21 protein-coding genes are annotated in these 19,287 nt (G+C 62.1%); 4 read left to right on the forward strand and 17 right to left on the reverse strand.

From position 1 onward, the window contains the following. The first annotated feature begins 198 nt into the window (after positions 1–198). Both LB519_RS20350 and LB519_RS20355 read left to right on the forward strand, forming a co-directional pair. The gene (locus LB519_RS20350) at positions 199–450 is read left to right on the forward strand and encodes a prevent-host-death protein (protein ID WP_027045294.1); all 252 of its coding nucleotides are present in this window, start codon (positions 199–201) and stop codon (positions 448–450) included. Then, positions 443–838, forward strand: coding sequence for a hypothetical protein (locus LB519_RS20355; RefSeq protein ID WP_224620989.1), 396 nt, complete (start codon positions 443–445; stop codon positions 836–838). Before LB519_RS20350 ends, LB519_RS20355 begins: the two co-directional genes overlap by 8 nt. Positions 839–888: 50 nt before the next feature. Here LB519_RS20355 and LB519_RS20360 read toward each other — a convergent pair whose 3' ends face one another. The 14 genes from LB519_RS20360 to rpoZ form a co-directional block, all read right to left on the reverse strand. Next, a complete protein-coding gene (locus LB519_RS20360; RefSeq protein WP_224620991.1) occupies positions 889–3,636 on the reverse strand; it encodes a DUF2339 domain-containing protein in 2,748 nt (915 codons plus the stop codon). 82 nt (positions 3,637–3,718) lie between these two features. Beyond that, positions 3,719–4,237, reverse strand: coding sequence for a PaaI family thioesterase (locus tag LB519_RS20365; protein WP_224620992.1), 519 nt, complete (start codon positions 4,235–4,237; stop codon positions 3,719–3,721). After that, positions 4,234–5,010, reverse strand: coding sequence for a DNA repair protein RecO (gene recO, locus LB519_RS20370; protein ID WP_224620993.1), 777 nt, complete (start codon positions 5,008–5,010; stop codon positions 4,234–4,236). Before recO ends, LB519_RS20365 begins: the two co-directional genes overlap by 4 nt. A 129-nt stretch (positions 5,011–5,139) precedes the next feature. Then, positions 5,140–6,276, reverse strand: a complete 1,137-nt coding sequence (locus LB519_RS20375; protein ID WP_024503065.1) for a porin — start codon at positions 6,274–6,276, stop codon at positions 5,140–5,142. 696 nt (positions 6,277–6,972) lie between these two features. After that, entirely contained in the window at positions 6,973–7,890 is a 918-nt protein-coding gene (locus tag LB519_RS20380; RefSeq protein ID WP_224620994.1) for an aminoglycoside phosphotransferase family protein, read from the reverse strand. 5 nt (positions 7,891–7,895) lie between these two features. Then, positions 7,896–8,822 carry a GTPase Era gene (era, locus tag LB519_RS20385; RefSeq protein ID WP_024503067.1) on the reverse strand — a complete coding sequence of 309 codons (927 nt, stop codon included), beginning with the start codon at positions 8,820–8,822 and terminating at the stop codon, positions 7,896–7,898. Continuing rightward, complete coding sequence (gene rnc, locus LB519_RS20390; RefSeq protein WP_013532584.1) at positions 8,819–9,574, reverse strand: ribonuclease III; 756 nt, start codon at positions 9,572–9,574, stop codon at positions 8,819–8,821. Before rnc ends, era begins: the two co-directional genes overlap by 4 nt. Then, positions 9,574–10,323 carry a signal peptidase I gene (lepB, locus tag LB519_RS20395; RefSeq protein ID WP_013532585.1) on the reverse strand — a complete coding sequence of 250 codons (750 nt, stop codon included), beginning with the start codon at positions 10,321–10,323 and terminating at the stop codon, positions 9,574–9,576. Before lepB ends, rnc begins: the two co-directional genes overlap by 1 nt. A 78-nt stretch (positions 10,324–10,401) precedes the next feature. Then, complete coding sequence (gene acpS / locus LB519_RS20400) at positions 10,402–10,815, reverse strand: holo-ACP synthase (RefSeq protein ID WP_224620995.1); 414 nt, start codon at positions 10,813–10,815, stop codon at positions 10,402–10,404. Continuing rightward, positions 10,812–11,411 (reverse strand): DUF2062 domain-containing protein, encoded by a 600-nt coding sequence (locus LB519_RS20405; protein WP_013532587.1) that lies wholly within the window; start codon positions 11,409–11,411, stop codon positions 10,812–10,814. Before LB519_RS20405 ends, acpS begins: the two co-directional genes overlap by 4 nt. A 256-nt stretch (positions 11,412–11,667) precedes the next feature. After that, positions 11,668–12,048 carry a VOC family protein gene (locus tag LB519_RS20410; protein ID WP_224620996.1) on the reverse strand — a complete coding sequence of 127 codons (381 nt, stop codon included), beginning with the start codon at positions 12,046–12,048 and terminating at the stop codon, positions 11,668–11,670. Between the two features lie 35 nt (positions 12,049–12,083). Continuing rightward, the gene (pyrE, locus tag LB519_RS20415; protein WP_013532589.1) at positions 12,084–12,662 is read right to left on the reverse strand and encodes an orotate phosphoribosyltransferase; all 579 of its coding nucleotides are present in this window, start codon (positions 12,660–12,662) and stop codon (positions 12,084–12,086) included. A 50-nt stretch (positions 12,663–12,712) separates the two neighbouring features. Then, positions 12,713–14,941: a RelA/SpoT family protein gene (locus tag LB519_RS20420; protein ID WP_013532590.1), complete on the reverse strand. Its 2,229-nt coding sequence runs from the start codon at positions 14,939–14,941 to the stop codon at positions 12,713–12,715. 128 nt (positions 14,942–15,069) lie between these two features. Then, positions 15,070–15,471: a DNA-directed RNA polymerase subunit omega gene (gene rpoZ / locus LB519_RS20425; RefSeq protein WP_013532591.1), complete on the reverse strand. Its 402-nt coding sequence runs from the start codon at positions 15,469–15,471 to the stop codon at positions 15,070–15,072. 323 nt (positions 15,472–15,794) lie between these two features. On the opposite strand from rpoZ, the gene LB519_RS20430 reads away from it, so the two are divergent. After that, the gene (locus LB519_RS20430) at positions 15,795–16,376 is read left to right on the forward strand and encodes an NYN domain-containing protein (RefSeq protein ID WP_010915096.1); all 582 of its coding nucleotides are present in this window, start codon (positions 15,795–15,797) and stop codon (positions 16,374–16,376) included. 11 nt (positions 16,377–16,387) lie between these two features. After that, positions 16,388–17,044, forward strand: coding sequence for a uracil-DNA glycosylase (locus LB519_RS20435; RefSeq protein WP_127366505.1), 657 nt, complete (start codon positions 16,388–16,390; stop codon positions 17,042–17,044). A 17-nt stretch (positions 17,045–17,061) separates the two neighbouring features. Here the strand turns inward: LB519_RS20435 and LB519_RS20440 are convergent, their stop codons facing one another. Genes LB519_RS20440 through dapA form a run of 3 tightly spaced genes read right to left on the reverse strand, consistent with a single transcriptional unit; the run spans position 17,062 to position 19,174 of the window. Continuing rightward, positions 17,062–17,772, reverse strand: a complete 711-nt coding sequence (locus LB519_RS20440) for a GH25 family lysozyme (RefSeq protein WP_224620997.1) — start codon at positions 17,770–17,772, stop codon at positions 17,062–17,064. Between the two features lie 15 nt (positions 17,773–17,787). Then, positions 17,788–18,267, reverse strand: a complete 480-nt coding sequence (gene smpB, locus LB519_RS20445) for an SsrA-binding protein SmpB (RefSeq protein ID WP_013532594.1) — start codon at positions 18,265–18,267, stop codon at positions 17,788–17,790. 25 nt (positions 18,268–18,292) lie between these two features. Next, on the reverse strand, positions 18,293–19,174 hold the full coding sequence (gene dapA, locus LB519_RS20450) for a 4-hydroxy-tetrahydrodipicolinate synthase (RefSeq protein WP_013532595.1): 882 nt from the start codon (positions 19,172–19,174) through the stop codon (positions 18,293–18,295). Positions 19,175–19,287 lie beyond the last annotated feature (113 nt).

Here is a 19,287-nt window from a genome sequence, read left to right on the forward strand (position 1 = left end):
CTTGTTGATCTGGATTGAACGCGCCTTCCGGGCGCGGCGCAAGCGGCCAGCGCGAAGCGGTCTCCCGCCCCGGTCACCCAAGCAATGAGATAACGCTGGCGAGTGCCGATTTATTCCCCAATTGCAAGGCAGGGGCAAATCGGCTGCCCGAACACGTAAAATATGTACAATATGTAAAATACGTATTAGGATCACTCGATGAAACAATTCACCTTTTCGGATATGAATCGGGCGTCCGGCGAAATTCTCGAAACGGCAATGATCGAGCCTGTCGCTCTCACGAAACGCGGCAAAGAGAAGCTGATCATCCTATCAGCGGCCCAATACCGGCAGCTCGTCAGTTCGCCTCATGCCGTAGCCTATACGCTTGAGGACGCGCCGGACGAGGTTCACGATGAACTCATGTCCGGATTGGAGGCCATCACAACCGGCGACAAGCCGGATGCTTAGGCCCGGTAATTTGCTTCGATACTATTATTTATGGGCGCGACAGGCTGACGCTGGCGAGGAATCCGGCCGCAAGGCGCGGCCGGTCTGCATCCTGGTCAGAACGCCGGCAACGCCTGCCGCACTGTTCTTGTTCCCACTCACCTCGCAAAAACCCGACCATTCCCGCACGTATGTTGCCGTTAGCGAAATCGAGTGTCGCAGGGGTGGGCTCGATTTCCCGTCATGGCTGATCCTGGACGAGTACAACCGCGTACAGATCGATGAAGCTTATGATCTCGTCACGACGAAGCCAATCGGCTCCTTCAGCCCGGCGTTTGTTCGCAAGATCGCGGGCCTCATCAAAGAGGCAATCGCACAACGACGCGTGCGTGGCGTCGTCCGAAAATAGCGAACAAACCGGCACATGACGGGTAAGAGCTATTCACGGAAGCAAGCGCATCATCCCTCCCTCGCCGCCCGTGTCAAAAGCCGCTGATAGAACAGGCCGATACCGATCAGAACCGCGCCGAGGCCGATGAAGGATAGCGCCCGGAGTACGCCTTCCAACTCCGACATGTCGAATATGAAGACCTTCAGCACGGCGATCGCGATCAGCGCGGCCGAAGCGATGCGCAGCACCTGCGATTTCAGCCAGACGCCAGCTGAGAGCAGCGCAACGCCAATCACCAGCCAGAGCGCCGAATAGGTGTAGGTTTCCAACTGGCCGAGGCCGCTCCACAGGCCGATGAATTCGCCCTTGAACAGGCGCCTCACCGACAGCGTGGCATAGGCGAAGGCAAGCGCGGCAGACACCACGGCCAGCATCTGCGCATACCATTTTGGCCGCTTGTCCCTGGCGTAGAGCGCCAGTCCCCCGGCGGCGACCGCCGGCAGGAGATAGGCGAGGAACAACAGGTTGAACACCGGGATACGGCCGGTCGATTCGTCGGTAAGCAAAGGATTCAGCACCACGAAATGCCTGACAACGATGAAAGCGACCGAGGCCACACCGGCGGCCATCGAACCATAGCGCAGCACCGAGCTTGGCGAGCGCATGTCGATGGCGACCAGGATGGCGCCGGCGCCGATGGCGATCAGCGTGTAGATCGACTGTTCGGCGAGCGTCATGGCACCCGTGTCGATGACGCCGCCATGCATGGCGTGGCGCACCAGCATGGCGAGCGTGAGCAGCGCAAACAGCGCCGCCGCCGCTTCCATGGCAAGGCGCGGTCGGCCGTTGGTGGTGCGCGCTAGCTGCCACGCGGCGAAGCCGAAGGCCAGTGCGGGCACGCCGTAGCCCGGCAGCAGCCAGTTGAACACCGGCGTCGTCGACAGGAACCCGGCGCCGACAATGGTCGGGTCGAAGGCGACACGGCCAAGCACCGCGATCACCGCGCCGACCGAAATCCAGCCGAGCACCGGATAGGAGCGCCAGCGCGTGGCCAGCGCCGGCACGATGGCCGCCGCACCGAGCAGGATGGTGGTCCAGCCGGAATCGAAAGCCATATGCATGAGCAGGAGCCCGGCGATGGCCGCGCCGCCCAGGGCAAACGACACGGCGATGCCGCCCTTGAGCGGCGGCTCCTCGGCCCGCGCGATCCACTCGCCGCCGGCGGCGAAAATGACGACCAACAGTGCCGCTGCGGCGGCGTAGACAGGGTCACGGTCGAGATTGCCGAAAGTGAACCAGAGCGCCAGCAGGACGACCAGCGGGACGATGACGCCCCACGCCGCCCATGAGGCCGCACGTATCTGTGTCCCAGCGGCGAACCGGCGCGCGGCCCAGAAGCCGGCGCCGATGAAGACCAGGCCGAGTGCGATGCCGATGCGCAAGGTCAGCGCGTTGGACGTGGCCACCGGCAGTCCGTCGACGCCCAGGGCGCCGCCCGAAAAATCGGAAGCGATCGAGGTTGGCGGGATAATGCCGAGATAGATCAGCACCGTGACCAGTCCCGCGGCATAGAGGAGCGGCAGCGCCAGCGGACGATAAAGCGTGACCGCCACCATCGCGGCGATCACCACCGCGCCCGGCAAGGCATAGCCGGCGGCAGCAAAGGCCGGGTCTACCGACAGGCCCAGTGCCGAGAATGCGACGAACAGGCCAGGCACGATGGACGGCCAGTCGAAAGCCCTGTCTGGCGTGGTTTCGTCGCCACGGCGAGCGAGCCAGACAAGGGCGAGCACGGCCAGCGTGACGGCGTCGATGAGCAGGATCGCAGAGAGGTTCGCCCCCGGCGCATCGGTCATATAGAGAATGGTCCAGACACCGGTGCCGAAAAAGGCAGCCGCCATCAGCAACTTCCAGTCGCGCATGCGGGCGATGACGCCGGTGGCGGCAAGCACGATGGCGAGATAGCCGAACAGCGCCCAGGGATTAGGTGCCTGCGAGGCGACGAGCACCGGCGTCACCATGGCGCCGACAAGGCCGACGCCGGCCAGCGCCTGGCCGTGGACGAGCGCAGCGGCAATGGTTGCCACACCGATGGCCCCAAGCAGCGTGAAGGCGAGCGCCGGCCCGATGAAACCGTAAATGCCATGCGCGGCGTAGACGGTGCCGAACAGGATGAAGGCACCGGCCGCTGTCAGGATCGCCGGAATATAGGCGCCCGCGGCGCCTTGTACGGGCATCTTGAAGCCGGTGCGGCGGACGAACTCGCCGCCCACGACCAGCACAAGGCCGAGCGCGCCGGCCATGGTCAGCCGTACGCCGGGGCCGAAAATGCCGGCTTCGATGGTGTAGCGGATCAGGAACAGGCCGCCCAGCGCCAGGGCGATGCCGCCGACCCAGACCGCCCAGCGGGTGCCGAGCGCGGTTTCGACATCGGATTGGCGGGCGGCTTTCGTCGCTCCGGGAAGCTCCGCGGGTTCCACCGCCTTCGGCGCCGGTTCTGGAGCGGTCCACGGCCCGGACACGATCTCGCCGGTCGAGTCTTCCGTTTCCGTGGCTGGCGCCGGTGCGGCGACCGGCTCGCTTGTCGCTGGAGAGGGAATGTCGGCCGCTGCCGCAACGGCTGGAATCACATCGGCGGGCACGTTGTCGGCCACCGCCTGTTCGGACGGCTTGGCCGCCGGCGGCACGGCTCCCGAGAGCACAAGGCTGCGCAGCGCGCCAAGCTCACGCTCGACAAGGCCGATGCGGCTCTGCTGACGCGAAATGATGACGAACAAGGCGATGATGGCGACAAGGCCGATCAGGCTTTCAAACATGGCGGTTCCCCCAAACCAGGCCAGTTTTCACTGACATTCGTCTTACTGACATGCAAATGCGGCGGCCAAACGGCCAGAAAACTCAGCGCGCCGCCAGATTGGCGGCCGGAAAGATCGAGCATGTTTCGGTACCGAAAGCCAGCAGCTTGCCGCCGCCATCCTTCAGCGTCGCTTCCGACACCGCCAACGTGCGGCCCTTGTGAACAACCCTGCCCTCGCAGACCACTCCGCCGGTCTTCGGCGTGATGGGACGCGTCAAATTCACCTTGAACTCCGCCGTCGTATAGGCCTCGCCCTTTTCGAGCAGCGTCTGCACGGCACAGGCCAGTGCCGAATCGAGCAGCGTCGCCGCCCAGCCGCCATGCACGCTGCCCAGCGGGTTGAGATGGCGCTCGCTCGGCATGCCACGAAAGACAGCGCGCCCTTCCGAGACTTCGGTGAGAGTGAAATTCAGCTGGAAGGAAATCGGCGGCGCCGGATACTTGCCGTCGACGATGCGCTGCAGCAATTCCAAACCGGTGTATTTCAGGATGTCGGCGTGCGGAATGGTGCCGAGGCCGAGCGGTGAGACCCGGCCAGGATAAAGTTCGACTTCGCTCATGTGAGGATTTCTCTGGCTGCGTCCTCGCCAGCTATGGCCTTGCCGCGCGCGTGATGTTTGCGCAAGGCGGCGAGGAAGCCGGTACGAGCGTCCGGCGGCTCGATGCCGCGCGGCTCATAGACGTGCCGGGTGAAAAAGAAGCCGGTGAGCCGGAAGGCGTCCTCGACATCAGCCGCATCGGCGCGCAGGCCGGAGCCGCGCTGCAGGAAGGCCGGCAGAGCCAGCATCCTGTCGCGCCATGGCAAACCGGCTTCGCGCGATACCGCGCGTCCCGACTTCGGCGAAACATAGGCCAGGTCCTGTCGCGTGCCGGTGGCGGCGCATTGGCTGAGATCGAGGCCGAAGCCGAGTTCGTCCAGCACCAGAAGCTCGAAACGCGCCACCAGTTCGCCGGCAACGTCGGCATCGTCGAGATGGACGATCATTACGGCAAGCGTTTCGTAGAGACCTTCATGCGCGTCGCGCTCGGGCAGCAGGCGCAGATGCGCGGCCATGGTCTGCAAGCCGTAGACGGCGACGGCGCTGTCCATCAACCGGGCAGCATTCATCTCGATCGCTTCGGCCTGGAACGTGCCGAGATGTTCATCAAGGCGCGCACGCCACAACAGGTCGACGCGATTGCCGGGCTGGAGGACGGGCTGCTGTTTGCGCGAACGGCCGCCGCGAACAAGGCCGAGATGACGGCCATGCGCTCGCGTCAGCACCTCGAGAATGGCGCTGGTTTCGCCATGCTTGCGGGTGCCGAGAATGATTCCCTCGTCGCGCCATTCCATTTCAGGAGCTTTTCACCGATCGGGTGGCGAAATCAAGGTGGGTTTTGGCCTGGGGTGGCGCTCACAACAACACATAAAAACCGCCCGCAGCGATGTGCTGCGGGCGGGCTGGTGAGGTCAGTCGATCTGCTAGAAATTGCGCTGGAAGCGGACGATGCCGCCGACGCTGCTCTTCTTGTCGGCCTTGGTCCAGTTGTTGAAGTCGAAGTCGTCGAATTTTCCTGCATTGAGGTAATCGACTTCAGTCGTGACCGTAAAGCCGGGCACAATGGTATAGGCAACGTTGGCAGCGACGCCGAGGTTCTTCCAGTCGTCATAGGAAATCTGGGCGTTGAACGAGGTCTTCTCGTTGAACTTGTAGGTGCCGCCACCCCAGACTGCCCAGTTACCGCCCCACGGCTTGTATTGGGTACGGCCTGTGCCGAAGTCGTTGATGTTGTCGTTGGTGCCGTAGCCGCCCATGACGAACAGCGTCAGTTCCTTGCTGACGTTGACGTCCAAACGGACCTTGCCGGCCACTTCCTCATAGTTGCTGTCATAGGCCACGACGCCAGTGATCGCACCCCAGTCGCCCTTGTACTTCAAGCCGCCGACGACATGCGGAACATAGCTGTCGATGGTGTTGACGGCGGTGCCTTCCTCAAGCGAGACCACGCCCGTGAAGCCGCTGCCAGCGTCGAAGTAATAGCTGATGAGATTGGTATCCTTGACACCATACGGGATGAGCGTGTCCTGGATGACGTTGCCGGCATAACCGATGAACTGGTCGTATACCGTTTCATCCTTACCGACGCGCAGACCACCGAGCTGGATCCAGGCGAAATTGAGGGTGGTGGTCTTGTTGCCGGCCTGCCAGCCGGTGCCGTCGCCTGTATAGTCGCCGGAAGAGTTGCCGAACTGGAAGCGAGTTTCGGTAAAGGTCTTCAACGTGCCGAGTTCGGTTTCCTGGCCGGTATAAGTCCTCAGCGTGAAGCGCATGTTCTTGTAATAGGTGTCGTGCCTATCGCCGTCCATGTGATCGGCAACGTTGTTGGCGCCATCGAGCGAGCCGGAATCGCCGACGCCCATGTCGTAGCGGAGATAACCGCCGATGCGCAGGCAGGTCTCGGTGCCCGGAATATAGAAGTAGCCGGCGCCGTAGACGTCGCAAATCTTGACGTATTCGGCCGGTTCCGGTTCGGCGACGACGACAGCGTCGGCGGCGCGTGCGCCGCTGACCGCGATCAGGGCCGCGGCTGAGCCGAGAAGGAGGCTCTTGATGTTCATTTTCTGACCTCTCCAGTCATAGTTTTAAATGGCTTCGGATTTGTGGCTGGCGGCAATGTTTTCCCGCCTCACCCCCACAACGAAAAAGGCTCACACCGCTCGCCCTTTTCAGCGGCGAACATACCCATCGATCATCTGCCTTCAATGACGATTTCCGAAATAATGCCAATTCCGTGAACAGATTAATGCTGTGTTGCACAAATAACACTTGTCGTTATGGCGAATGGCACAAGTGGCACAACGTCACATATTGAATATATATACGGGATACTTTCGCGGCTAAATATAATTCAACGTTTTATATTTCTAAAAATACCGCACAATGTGGAATATCTACCTGGTTTTCGCCGACATCGACCTGAATCTTGCCGACCCCTCTATCGCCAGGTGACGCCCATTCGCCAATCTCACTCTGATGCCGAGGCGAAAAGCGGGATGACGCTTCCAAGCCTGTCTGCTTCTTCCAAGACGATCGAAACCCTGGAGCGCTGTGGCGTCCCCGATTGTGACAGCAGCCAACCGTTCAAAAACGATTCCTCCGTGACGCCTCTCAGTCGACCTTGGCGACACGGGCGACGTGGTCGTCCGCCTCGATCAGGCGGATCGGCACTCCCGGGAAGCATGGCGTCGGTCGGAATGTCCCTGGTCGCGCCATGCGACGGCGGATGTTTGGCGACGGGACTGGGTTTTGGTTGGCTAGAGTGGCTTATCGTTCGGCGCTTCACGCTCGCGCGCGCGGTCGGCAAGGACTTCATCGATTACGTGACAGGATTTCTCAACCTCAACAGGGTTGGCGTCGATCTGTCCAGCGACCGTGATCAGCGCCTTCCAAAGCGTCCAGCCACGACCGCGCGCCCACATCGCCCCGTCGGCCGGAAGGCCGGCACGAAACGCCTCCCGGCTTTTGCCTTCAAACAGCGTCCACGCAATCGCCAGATCGCAGGCGGGATCGCCGACGCCGGAGGTTCCGAAGTCGATCACCGCGCTCAATCGGCCTTGCCTGACCAACAGGTTTCCCCAACTGACGTCACCGTGGAACCAGACCGGCGCACCGTGCCATTGTGCGGCAAGTGCTGCCTCCCACACCGCACTGGCTGCGGCCGTGTCGATCTTGCCTTCGAGGGCGGCAATCGCTTGCCGGGCCTCGCCATCGTAGACGCTGAGTGCTCCGCCGCGAAAGAAATTGTGCTGTCCCGGCGCCGGTCCACCGGTGGCATCGATACGCTGAAGGGCGACCAGGAACGCGGCCAGGTCGGTCGCAAATTGCGGCAGGCTGGCAATCCGCTCGCGCTCTGCCGTCTCGCCTTCGATCCAGCGGTAGACGGACCAGTGCCAGGGATAGCTTTCGGCCGGAACTCCCATCGCCAGCGGCACCGGGATCGGCAGCGGCAGCAGAGGTGCGAACCTCGGCAGCCAGCGATGCTCCTTTTCCACCTGCAGGGAATAGGCCGCGGCGCTTGGCAGTCGCACGGTCATCTCGCCGCCCAGATGAAAGGTCCTGTTGTCCCATCCGCCTGATGCAACCGGCCTGACCGGAAGATCCTTCCACTTGGGAAATTGCGTGGCGATCAATCGGCTGACAAGCGTTATGTCGATGTTCGGCTTGCCGACCATCGAGCCTAGCGCGGAAACTCGAGCCCCATTTCGCGGTAGCGCTCGGGGTCGTCGCCCCAGTTCTCGCGCACCTTGACGAACAGGAACAGGTGCACCTTCTGTTCGAGGATGCCTGCTATCTCCATGCGCGCCGCCTGGCCGATGGCGCGGATGGTCTCGCCCTTGTGGCCGAGAACGATCTTCTTCTGGCTGTCGCGCTCGACATAGATGGTCTGGTCGATGCGCACCGAGCCGTCCGGCTTCTCTTCCCATTTCTCGGTCTCGATATGCGAGGAATAGGGCAATTCCTGATGCAGCCTGAGATAAAGCTTCTCGCGCGTGATCTCGGCCGCGAGCTGGCGCATCGGCAGGTCCGAGATCTGGTCTTCCGGATAGTACCAGGGACCGACCGGCAGAGACTCGGCCAGATAATCGAGCACGTCCTTGCAGCCGGAACCGGTCAGCGCCGACACCATGAAGGTGCGCTTGAACGGCACCCTTTCGTTCGCTGCCGCCGACAGAGCCAGCAGCGCTTCGTGCTTGACGCGGTCGACCTTGTTGAGGATCAGCACCATCGGCTGGCGCACATCCTTCAGCCGTTCGAGGATGGCGTCGGCGTCGCCCCTGATGCCGCGCTCGGCGTCGATCAGAAGCAGTACGATATCGGCGTCCTTGGCCCCACCCCAGGCGGTGGTCACCATCGCCGTGTCGAGCCTCCGCTTCGGCTTGAAGATGCCGGGCGTATCGACGAAAACGATTTGCGCATTGTCATGCGTGGCGATGCCGCGCACGATGGCGCGGGTCGTCTGCACCTTGTGGGTGACAATCGACACCTTGGCGCCGACCAGTTGGTTGACCAAGGTCGACTTGCCCGCATTGGGCGCGCCGATCAGCGCGACAAAGCCGGAATGCGTGGCGGCGGCTGTGGTCGCCGGCTCTTCGGTAGCGGTCATGCCGCGCTCCCTTCACTGGAGGGCCGCGAGCCCCCCGATTTTTGGGCCGATGCGGCGGCCCAGACGCCTTCGCGCACAAGAAATGCCGAAGCCGCCGCTTCTTCGGCCGCCCTGCGCGAGCCGCCGGTGCCGCTTATCGGCGCAAAGCCGCGGACCTGCAAGGATACAGTGAAGACCGGCTGATGGTCGGGTCCCTCGCGCTTGTCGATCACATATTCGGGTCTGATATCGCTGGTCTTGGCAATCCATTCCTGCAGATCGGATTTCGGATTGAGCGGCTTTGCGATCACCGTATGCGAGCGCGGTTCCCAGTAGCGCAGGACGAACCGCCGCGCGGCCTCGATGCCACCGTCGACGTAAACCGCCGCAATCAGCGCTTCGACCGCATCCGCCAGATAATTTCCGCCCGAGCCACGCGACCGCATCTTCAAGGCAGAATCGGCGCGGACCAGATCCTCCAGCTGCATTTCGATGCCGATTTCGGAGCAGGTCCGCGCATCGACCAGCGCATTGAAGCGCGGCGCGATTTCACCTTCCGGCGCATCGGGAAATTTTTCGAAAAGCATATCGGCGACGACAAGCCCGAGCACGCGGTCGCCAAGAAATTCAAGACGCTGGTTGTTGGTGGCCGCCTTGACCGCACTGGAATGCGTCAAGGCGGTCTCGAGCAAACGGATATCCTTGAAGACGTAACCGGTCTTGGCCTTCACCAAACCGGCCAGTGTTTCGCCTGTCGGGCGCTTCAAAGCCATCAATTGACGAAGTGAAACAGGCGCGAAGCGCGCATCAGCGACGGCCATTTCCAGATTTCGAGAGGGCTCGCCTTGCCGGCGATCGAGAAGAAGACAAGATTGGCGCGGCCAACCAGATTTTCCGCGGGAACGTAGCCGACAGTGAAACGGCTGTCGGCGGAATTGTCCCGGTTGTCGCCCATCATGAAATAGTGGCCGGGCGGCACGTCGAATTCGCGGGTGTTGTCGCCGATCGAGTTCGAATTCAGGTCAAGCGTGTCGTAGCTGACGCCGTTGGGCAGGGTTTCGCGATAGACATCGATCGGGCGCGATTCCTCGGTGATGTCGGGATTGTCGATCTGGCCTGTTTTCACGCGCGGCACGCCGACGCCGTTGATGAACAGCTGGCCGTCCTTGACCTGGATCTTGTCACCCGGCAGGCCGACCACGCGCTTGATGTAGTCGACGGACGGATCAGGCGGGAACTTGAAAACCGCCACGTCGCCGCGCTTCGGCTCGGAGCCCCAGATGCGGCCCGAAAAAATATCGGGTCCGAAAGGCAGCGAATAGCGCGAATAGCCATAGGACCATTTGGTGACGAACAGATAGTCGCCTTCCAAAAGCGTCGGCCGCATCGATCCCGATGGGATCGAAAAAGGCTGGAACAGCAGCGTGCGGATGACCAGGGCGAGCAAAAGCGCCTGGACGATGACGCTGACGGTCTCGCCAAGCCCGCCGGATTTCTTCTCGGATTTTTCAGCCACGCTCATGTCGTCCTCGATTGTGCGTTGGATGGTATAGAGTCTCGGCGCGCGCTGGGCAACGTCAATGCCGGTCGTCAGAGGCAATCAATGTGGCGCTTCTTCGACGGGCAGCGCCTCGATGATCACAAAGGCTTGAGCGAGCGGGAAATCATCCGTGATGGTGAGGTGGATTGCCGCCCGATGGCCCTTTGGCAGGATTTTGTCCAGCCTGGCCTGCGCTCCTCCCGTCAGCGCCACGGTCGGCGCGCCACTGGGCAGGTTGACGACACCCATGTCGCGCCAGAACACGCCCTGCGCCAGTCCGGTGCCCAGCGCCTTGGCGCAGGCCTCCTTGGCGGCGAAACGCTTGGCATAGGAGGCCGCGCGGGCGCGTCGATTGTCCGAACGCGCCTGTTCGATGTCGGTGTAGATTCTCTGGACGAAGCGCTGGCCGTGACGCTCCAGCGATTTCTCGATGCGTCTGATGTCGATCAGGTCGCTGCCGATGCCGATGATCATCGCGCAGTGGAACCGATGCTTGCGCCGGGATGGGACGATTGCGCATGCCGGCTTGCGCGCTCGGCCAGGCGTTTGCGCCGCTGTTCGCGGAAAGCGTTCATACCCCAGCGCGTGATGGCGTAGAACAGCAGCCCGAAGATCAAGCCGAGCGGAACCGCACCGATCAGCATCGGTTCAAGGACCGGTTTCCACAATTGCGCGAAGGAGAGGTTGTGCAACATCTCGCCCAGATGCGCCGGCGGCCCATGCGTCGGCAAACGGTCATGCAGGATGAGCTTGCCCGTTTCCCACGACGCGCCCCATAGCAACGGGAAGGTCAGCGGGTTGCCGAAAAAAACCGCGCCAAGCGCCGCCGCCACCAGATTGCCGGCGATCACCCAGCACAGGATGGCAGCGATGATGAAATGGAAACCGACGGGGAAGAATGAAGCGAAGACACCAGCCGCAACGCCGGCGGCCACCGCATGCGGTGTGGCCTTCAGCCGCAGGATGCGCTTGGAAAAATACTGAAGCGAGCGCGAAAACGAGCGGCGCGGCCAAAGATAGGTACGCACCCGCTCATAAAGGCCATCAGGCTTGCGGCGTCGAAATAGCACTCTGTTCCCGTTCCACAGCGCCCGCAACGGCACCTTCAGCCGGGCGTGGCAGCCACACATCTTGCGCTTGACGATCACCCTATGGCAATCGCCAGCTTATATAACAACGCGCTGGCGCAAGAACAACCAAACACCTTTTGTGCGCCGCGCTTGTCGCCGCCCTTCGGAGTGGCAGGTCTTGCTTCGAACATTGGACAATCGCGGCAAATTTAAGGAACGGCAGTCGCATCGCCGAAAGGCACAGCGCCGCCAGCGGCTACGGCAGGTATTCGCTGACCTCGACCAGATTGCCGTCCGGGTCGCGGAAATAGACCGACATCATTGGACCTCGGGCCCCGACACGTTCAACGGGGCCGAGTTCCACCACCACACCATTGGCCGCGAGCCGCGCACGGACCTCATCCAGTGGCCGCTCGGTGATCAGGCAGAAATCACCTGATCCTGATGTCGGCGACTTCGCCTTTGGCTCGAAAGTCCGGCCGACCTCATGCACATTGATCTTATGGATACCGAAAGCCAGCGCGGTCGGTCGATCCGCCGCGTCGATGCGCTCAAAACCCAGCACGCGCTGGTAAAACTCACAGGTCACTTCCAGCGAAGCGACCGTCAGCACGAAATGATCGATGCCGGCGATCATTTCCAATTCGTCTTCACGCATGTCGGCATGCCCCGTCAGATGTTGCGGCTGCCGGGCTTGATCGCCGGGATGGCGGCAAGCTCCGGCGGCAGCCGGTCGGCCGGATAGGCCGGGACCTCATACTCGGCAAGCGCGATGAGCGGCACGCCGACGTCAGTCTTGCCGGCCGAACGGTCGATGATGCAGGCCGCGGCAACCACCTCGGCGCCAAGCTCGCGCAGGCACTCGATGGTCTCTCGGATCGACAGGCCGGTGGTGACGATGTCCTCGACGATGACGACACGCGACCCCCTGGCGATCTCGAAGCGGCGCAAGCGGAACTCGCCCCCTTCCCGCTCGACCCAGATCGCCGGCACCCCGAGATGACGTGAGGTCTCATAGGCCGGGATCAGCCCGCCGATCGCCGGGCCGACGACATAGTCGATCTTGCCGGGCACGCCTGCGCGGATCTTCTCCGCCAGCGCCTTGCACAGAAGCTCGGTCTTGTCGGCATGCATGAACACGCGCGCCTTCTGCAGGAAGACCGGACTGCGCAGGCCCGAGGTCAAAATGAAATGCCCTTCCAGAACAGCACCCGCCTCGCGGAAAATGCCCAGCACTTCATCGGTGTTCATGCCTGCCTCTTTTTGATTGACCATGACGTTGTCCGAAACCGGAGCATGGTCTAGCCATTGACGCGTCTTGCGTCGCTGACGCTCGAATTGTCCTTGAGCTGCGATAGCAGCCGGTTGAGGTGCTTGAGATCCCAGACTTCGAGATCGATCAGCATTTCGGTGAAGTCGGGCGCAGTGCGCACCATCGACAGCGTATGGATGTTGGCGTCGTTCGAGGCAACCACCTGCGCTATATCGGCGAGTGACCCCGGCGCGTTGATGGCGGTGACCGATACGCGCGCCGGAAAGCGTTCCTTGGTGCGCTCATCGATGTCCCAGCGCACGTCGATCCAGCGCTCGGGCTGGTCGTCGAACGCCTGCAGCGCTGGCGACTGGATCGGATAGATAGTGATGCCGGTGCCCGGCTGGACGATGCCGACGATGCGATCGCCAGGCACTGCCCCCTCCGGCGCGAAGCGCACCGGCAGATCGCCGCGCACGCCGCGGATCGGCACGGCTCCATCGCGTGGCTGGTCCTTGTCCTTGCGCGCGGCACGACCCGGAATCTGGAACAGCATGCCGGCGGCATTGCGGATCTTCGACCAGCCCTCCTCGCGCGGCTTGGGAACGGCCGTGGTGACGCGCTCGTCCTTGTAGTCAGGGAATACCGCCTTCATGACATCAGTGGAGGCGAGCTCGCCACGCCCGACAGAGGCCAGCACATCCTCGATGTCCTTGCGCGCCAACCTGTGCAGCACCTGCTTCAGGCTCTCCTTGGTGAAGGTCTTGCCGGCACGCTCGAAGGCGCGTTCCAGGATGCGGATGCCAAGACCCGAATATTGCTTGCGGATGGCGTTCTTGGTGGCACGGCGGATGGCCGAGCGCGCCTTGCCGGTGACGACGACCGATTCCCACGCCGCCGGCGGCACCTGCGCCTTGGAGCGGATGATCTCGACCTCGTCGCCGTTCTTCAGTTCCGTCATCAGCGGCATGATGCGGCCGTTGACCTTGGCACCGACGCAGGTGTCGCCGACGTCGGTGTGCACCGCATAGGCGAAGTCGATCGGTGTCGCGCCGCGCGGCAGCGCAATCAACATGCCTTTCGGGGTGAAGCAGAACACCTGGTCCTGGAACAGTTCCAGCTTGGTATTTTCGAGGAAATCCTCAGGGTTGTCGCCTTCGGCAAGCTGCTCGATGGTGCGGCGCAGCCAGGCGTAGGCGTTGGTTTCCTTTGAAATCGCGTGGGCGGCTCCATTCGTCTTGCCGCCGGTATCCTTGTAGATCGAATGGGCGGCGACGCCGTATTCGGCGATCTTGTTCATCTCTCGGGTACGGATCTGCAGCTCGACACGCTGGCGCGACGGGCCGACAATGGTGGTGTGGATCGAGCGGTAGTCGTTCTGTTTCGGCGTCGAGATGTAGTCCTTGAAGCGGCCCGGCACCATAGACCACGCGGTGTGGATGGCGCCAAGCGCCCGGTAACAGTCCTCGACCGTGTCGACCACGACACGAAAGCCGAAGATGTCAGAGAGCTGCTCGAAGGACAGCGCCTTGGCCTCCATCTTGCGGAACACCGACCACGGCTTCTTCTGCCGGCTCTTTACGCTGGCGTTGATCGCATGCTTCTCGAACAGCGTGGACAGTGCCTTTTCGATGTCCGTCAGCACGCCCTTGTTGCGTTCGAAGATTTCGGCAAGCCGTGCGGTGACGGCGCGATAGGCTTCAGGATTAATGAAGCGGAAGGCGATCTCCTCCAGCTCTTCACGCATGCCTTGCATGCCCATGCGCCCGGCCAGCGGCGCGTAGATATCCATCGTCTCCTCGGCGATGCGCAGGCGCTTGGCCTCCGGCATGTGGTCGAGGGTGCGCATATTGTGCAAGCGATCGGCGAGCTTGACCAGCAGCACGCGGACATCTTCCGAAATCGCCAGCAGAAGCTTTCTCAGGTTTTCCGCCTGCTCGGCCTTCTTCGAGACCAGATCGAGCTTCTTCAACTTGGTCAGGCCCTCGACCAGCTTGCCCATTTCGGGGCCGAACAGATCGTCGATCTCGGCCCGCGTGGCGGTCGTGTCCTCGATGGTGTCGTGCAGCAGGGCGACCGCGATCGTCGCCTCGTCCATATGCATTTCGGTGAGGATGGCGGCGACTTCGAGCGGATGCGAGAAATACGGATCGCCGGAAGCGCGCTTCTGGTGGCCATGCTTCTGCATGGCATAGACATAGGCCTTGTTGAGCAACGCCTCGTTGACGTCAGGCTTGTAGCGCTGGACGCGCTCGACAAGCTCATACTGACGCATCATGGGCGGAATCTCGCGGTGCTGAAATGATTGATGCGCCGCACTAGCGTACGGCGCATCCCATAGATAGCCACGAAACTGACTGGACGGAAGTGCCGGAAACGTATTCCAGGCAGGTCCAGAACGCTGGCTTAGTAGTCGTCGCTCTTTTCCGGCGGCACAAGGCCCTCGATGCCGGCCAGGAGGTCTTCCTCGGTCATCCGGTCGAAGGTGATGTTCTCCTCGGCGTCGTCGGCGTCGGTGGCGGCAACGGCGGTGCCGGTCTGATCGGCAATCGCCTCGCCATCGGCCTCGGGCTCGTCGACCTCGACATGCTTCTGCAGCGAATGGATCAGATCTTCCTTGAGGTCGTCGGGCGACAGCGTCTCATCGGCGATCTCGCGCAGCGCCACAACCGGATTCTTGTCGTTGTCACGCGGCACTGTGATCGGCGCTCCCTGGCTGATCTGCCGGGCACGATGGCCGGCAAGGAGCACCAGCTCGAAGCGGTTGTCGACCTTGTCGATGCAATCTTCAACGGTTACGCGGGCCATGGATTGCCCCTTTCATGCGATGGATTTGATGGAAAACAGGCGCGGTCCATAACCCGAACGCCGCCAAAATACAAGCATCATGGCAATGGCTGGGTTGCATGGCGCCCAAACCTTGGTTCAAACACCCGATTTGGCAAAACCAGTCTGTGCTATGTGTTCGGTGTCCCGATCACAATTGCTTGCAGTGCCGCACGCGCCCTTGGATTGCCGCGAAACTGGCGCTATCTCGGATGGCATAGAGGTCAGCCGGTTTATTATGAGCCTGACCGAACGCTATCGCATTTGGTTTAGACGGGTGTTTATTTCGAGAAGGAATATTTTCCATGTTCGACCCTCGTGAAAAAATCGCCCTATTCATCGACGGCGCCAATCTCTACGCGACGTCGCGCGCGCTCGGCTTCGACATCGACTACCGCAAGCTTCTGTCGAGCTTCCAGAAGCGCGGCTATCTGCTGCGCGCCTATTATTACACGGCGCTGGTCGAGGATCAGGAATACTCCTCGATCCGTCCGCTGATCGACTGGCTCGACTATAATGGCTTCAAGGTGGTCACCAAGCCGGCCAAGGAATTCACCGACTCGACCGGCCGCCGCAAGATCAAGGGCAATATGGACATCGAGCTCACCGTCGATGCGCTGGAACTCGCCGATGTCGTCGACCACTACGTCATCTTTTCCGGCGACGGCGATTTCCGCACATTGGTCGAGGCATTGCAGCGGCGTGGCCGCAAGGTATCGATCGTCTCGACCATGGCCTCGCAGCCGCCGATGATCTCCGACGATCTGCGCCGCCAGGCCGACCATTTCATCGACCTGACGACGCTGAAGAACGAGGTTGGCCGTGACCCGTCCGAGCGCCCGGTGCGCAGGCCCGAGCCGGCCGAAGTCGACGAGGACGATTATTGAGGCCGGTCGCCTTGACCGTGCTTTCCGCCTCCGAACCCGGCCGCGATTGCCCGCTCTGCCCAAGGCTGCATGACTTCATCGCCGAGTGGCGGCAGCGCGAGCCGTCCTGGTTCAATGCGCCGGTGCCGACTTTTTTACCACCCGAGGGTGACGCGGCGGTTCAGTTGCTGATCGTCGGGCTGGCGCCTGGCCTGCGCGGTGCCAATCGAACGGGCCGCCCGTTCACCGGCGACTATGCCGGCGACCTGCTCTACTCGACGATGATTTCGCACGGTTTTGCGCGCGGAGAGTTCAAGGCGCGGCCAGATGACGGATTGGAGCTGGTCGGCACCGCGATCACCAACGCGGTGCGCTGCGTGCCGCCGGAGAACAAGCCGGTGGGCGCTGAGATTGCCACCTGCCGGACATTCCTGGTGCCGACGATCGCCAGGTTCCCGAACCTGCGCGCCGTGCTGGCACTGGGATCGATCGCGCATCAGTCGACGGTGCGGGCATTGGGCGGGCGTGTCGCCGCCTATCCGTTCAAGCATGGCGGGCAGCTGCCGGCCGGCAGCATCACGCTGTTTTCGAGCTATCATTGCTCGCGCTACAACACCAACACCGGTGTGCTGACCGAAGCGATGTTCGTTAGCGTTTTCAGCCAGATAGCGGCGTTCCTGCAGAAATAGAGTCGGGCGCGAGCGGATCAGCTTGATGGCGCAAACAGTGCAGCCAGCACCGCCGGCCCACCCTTCAGCACATTCATATCGACATCGCCATTGATGCCGTCGACGCGACCCCTGTTGTGGTACTGCCAGTAGACCCAGTCGTCGCGGTCCGGCTCCAGGAGCAACGAGCGGAGCCAGAGCGGACGGGCAGCAATGCGCCCTGCATAGGTCTGCGCTGCCTCATCGGTCAGATAGACGATCGCAGGCTTGCCGAACGTCGCCTCGACTGGAGCGAGGAACGCGGCCAGTTCGGCGTTCAATTGTTCGGGCGTCGGCCGCTGCGGGCAGTTGCCGCCGAATTCGATGTCGACGACCGGCGGCAGCAGCGGCTGGTCGTGCGGCACAACCGAGATGAAATTCTTCGCCTGGTCGGCGCCAGGTCGGCAAAAGGTGAAAAAGTGATAGGCGCCAACGGCGAGACCGGCGGCGGGGGCCTCTTCCAGATTCCTCGCGAAGGCATCGTCGACATGATCGCCGCCTTCGGTCGCCTTGATGACTGCGAAAGCGACATCGTCGGCGGCGACACGCGGCCAGTCGATCCGGCCCTGATGATGGGAAACGTCGATGCCCCTGAGCGGATATTTGTCGCGGTCCGGCGAGAATGCCTTGAAATAGATGTAGCCGCCTGCTGCGACGAAACATACCAAGACCAGACTGGCCAGACCAAAGAGGACAATTCGGTTCTTCAAGCGAATGGCCCCAGCCTACCCACGCTCTTTTAACAGCCGGCCCTTCTCGCGCGACCAATCGCGCTGCTTCTCGCTCTCGCGCTTGTCGTGCAGTTTCTTGCCGCGGCCGACAGCGAGCAGCAGCTTGGCGCGGCCCTGGTCGTTGAAATAGATCTTTAGTGGCACAAGCGTCATGCCTTCGCGGTCGACGCTTTGCGACAGTTTCGCCATCTCGCGCTTGTTGAGCAGCAGCTTGCGGCGCCGCCTGGGCTCGTGGTTGAAGCGGTTGGCCTGCAGATATTCCGGCAGATAGGAATTGATCAGCCAGATCTCGCCGCCTTCGACCGAGGCATAGCTGTCCTGGATATTGGCCTGGCCCTGGCGCAGCGACTTGACCTCGGTGCCGGTCAGCACCAGACCGGCCTCGACCGTGTCGAGCACCTCATAGGAAAACCGCGCCTTGCGGTTTTCCGAAACGGTCTTGTTGTTGGGATCGGCTTTTCTGACTTGATTCATGATGCGGAGAGGTGGCGCCTCATCCCTAATTAATCAAGCCGGCGTGCTTCATAGCCGCATCGATCTTGTCGGCAGTCGACTGTTCGATCGTCACCAGCGGCGAGCGCAGCACGTTTTCGACCTTGCCTAGCTTCGACAGCGCGTATTTGGCGCCGGAAACGCCAGGCTCGATGAAGATCGCCTTGTGCAGCGGCAGCAGGCGATCCTGCAGATCCAGCGCCTTGGCGCTGTCGCCGGCAAGCGTTGCCTCCTGGAATTCGGCGCACAGCCGCGGCGCGACGTTCGACGTCACCGAAATACAGCCGACGCCGCCATGCGCGTTGAATCCAAGCGCCGAAGCATCTTCGCCCGAAAGCTGGATGAAATCCTTGCCGCACGTGGCACGCTGCTCGGAAACCCGTTCGACCTTGCCGGTGGCATCCTTGACACCGACGATATTCTTGAAGTCGTGCACGAGCCGGCCCATCGTGTCCGGCATCATGTCGATGACCGAGCGCGGCGGGATGTTGTAGATGATGATCGGCAGCTTGGTCGCCCTGGCGACCGCCGCGAAGTGCTCATACAGGCCGCGCTGCGTCGGCCTGTTATAATAAGGCGTGACGACCAGGGCGGCATCTGCGCCGGCCTTCTCGGCATACTGCACGAGCCCGACGGCTTCCTCGGTGTTGTTGGAACCAGCGCCGGCGACGACCGGAACTCGTCCCTTGGCCACCTCGATGCACACCTTGACGACCTGGCGATGCTCGTCATGCGACAGTGTCGGCGACTCGCCGGTGGTGCCGACCGGCACCAGGCCCGTCGTGCCCTCCGCGAGTTGCCATTCGACGAATGCGCGAAAGGCTTTCTCGTCGAAACGCCCGCTCTTTTCGAACGGTGTCACGAGCGCAGTAAGCGAGCCTCTCAGCATATCGTCCAACTCCTTGGCACTTCTGGTGTTTTGTGTCGGTGTTTGTGGTCGCGCCTTCTAACCGAAAGCGAAGCGGCGCACCATAGTCTCGACATGGTTGCGCGGCAAGCATT

The sequence above is a fragment of the Mesorhizobium sp. AD1-1 genome (assembly GCF_020164655.1).
In the GTDB taxonomy this organism is placed as follows: domain Bacteria; phylum Pseudomonadota; class Alphaproteobacteria; order Rhizobiales; family Rhizobiaceae; genus Mesorhizobium; species Mesorhizobium ciceri.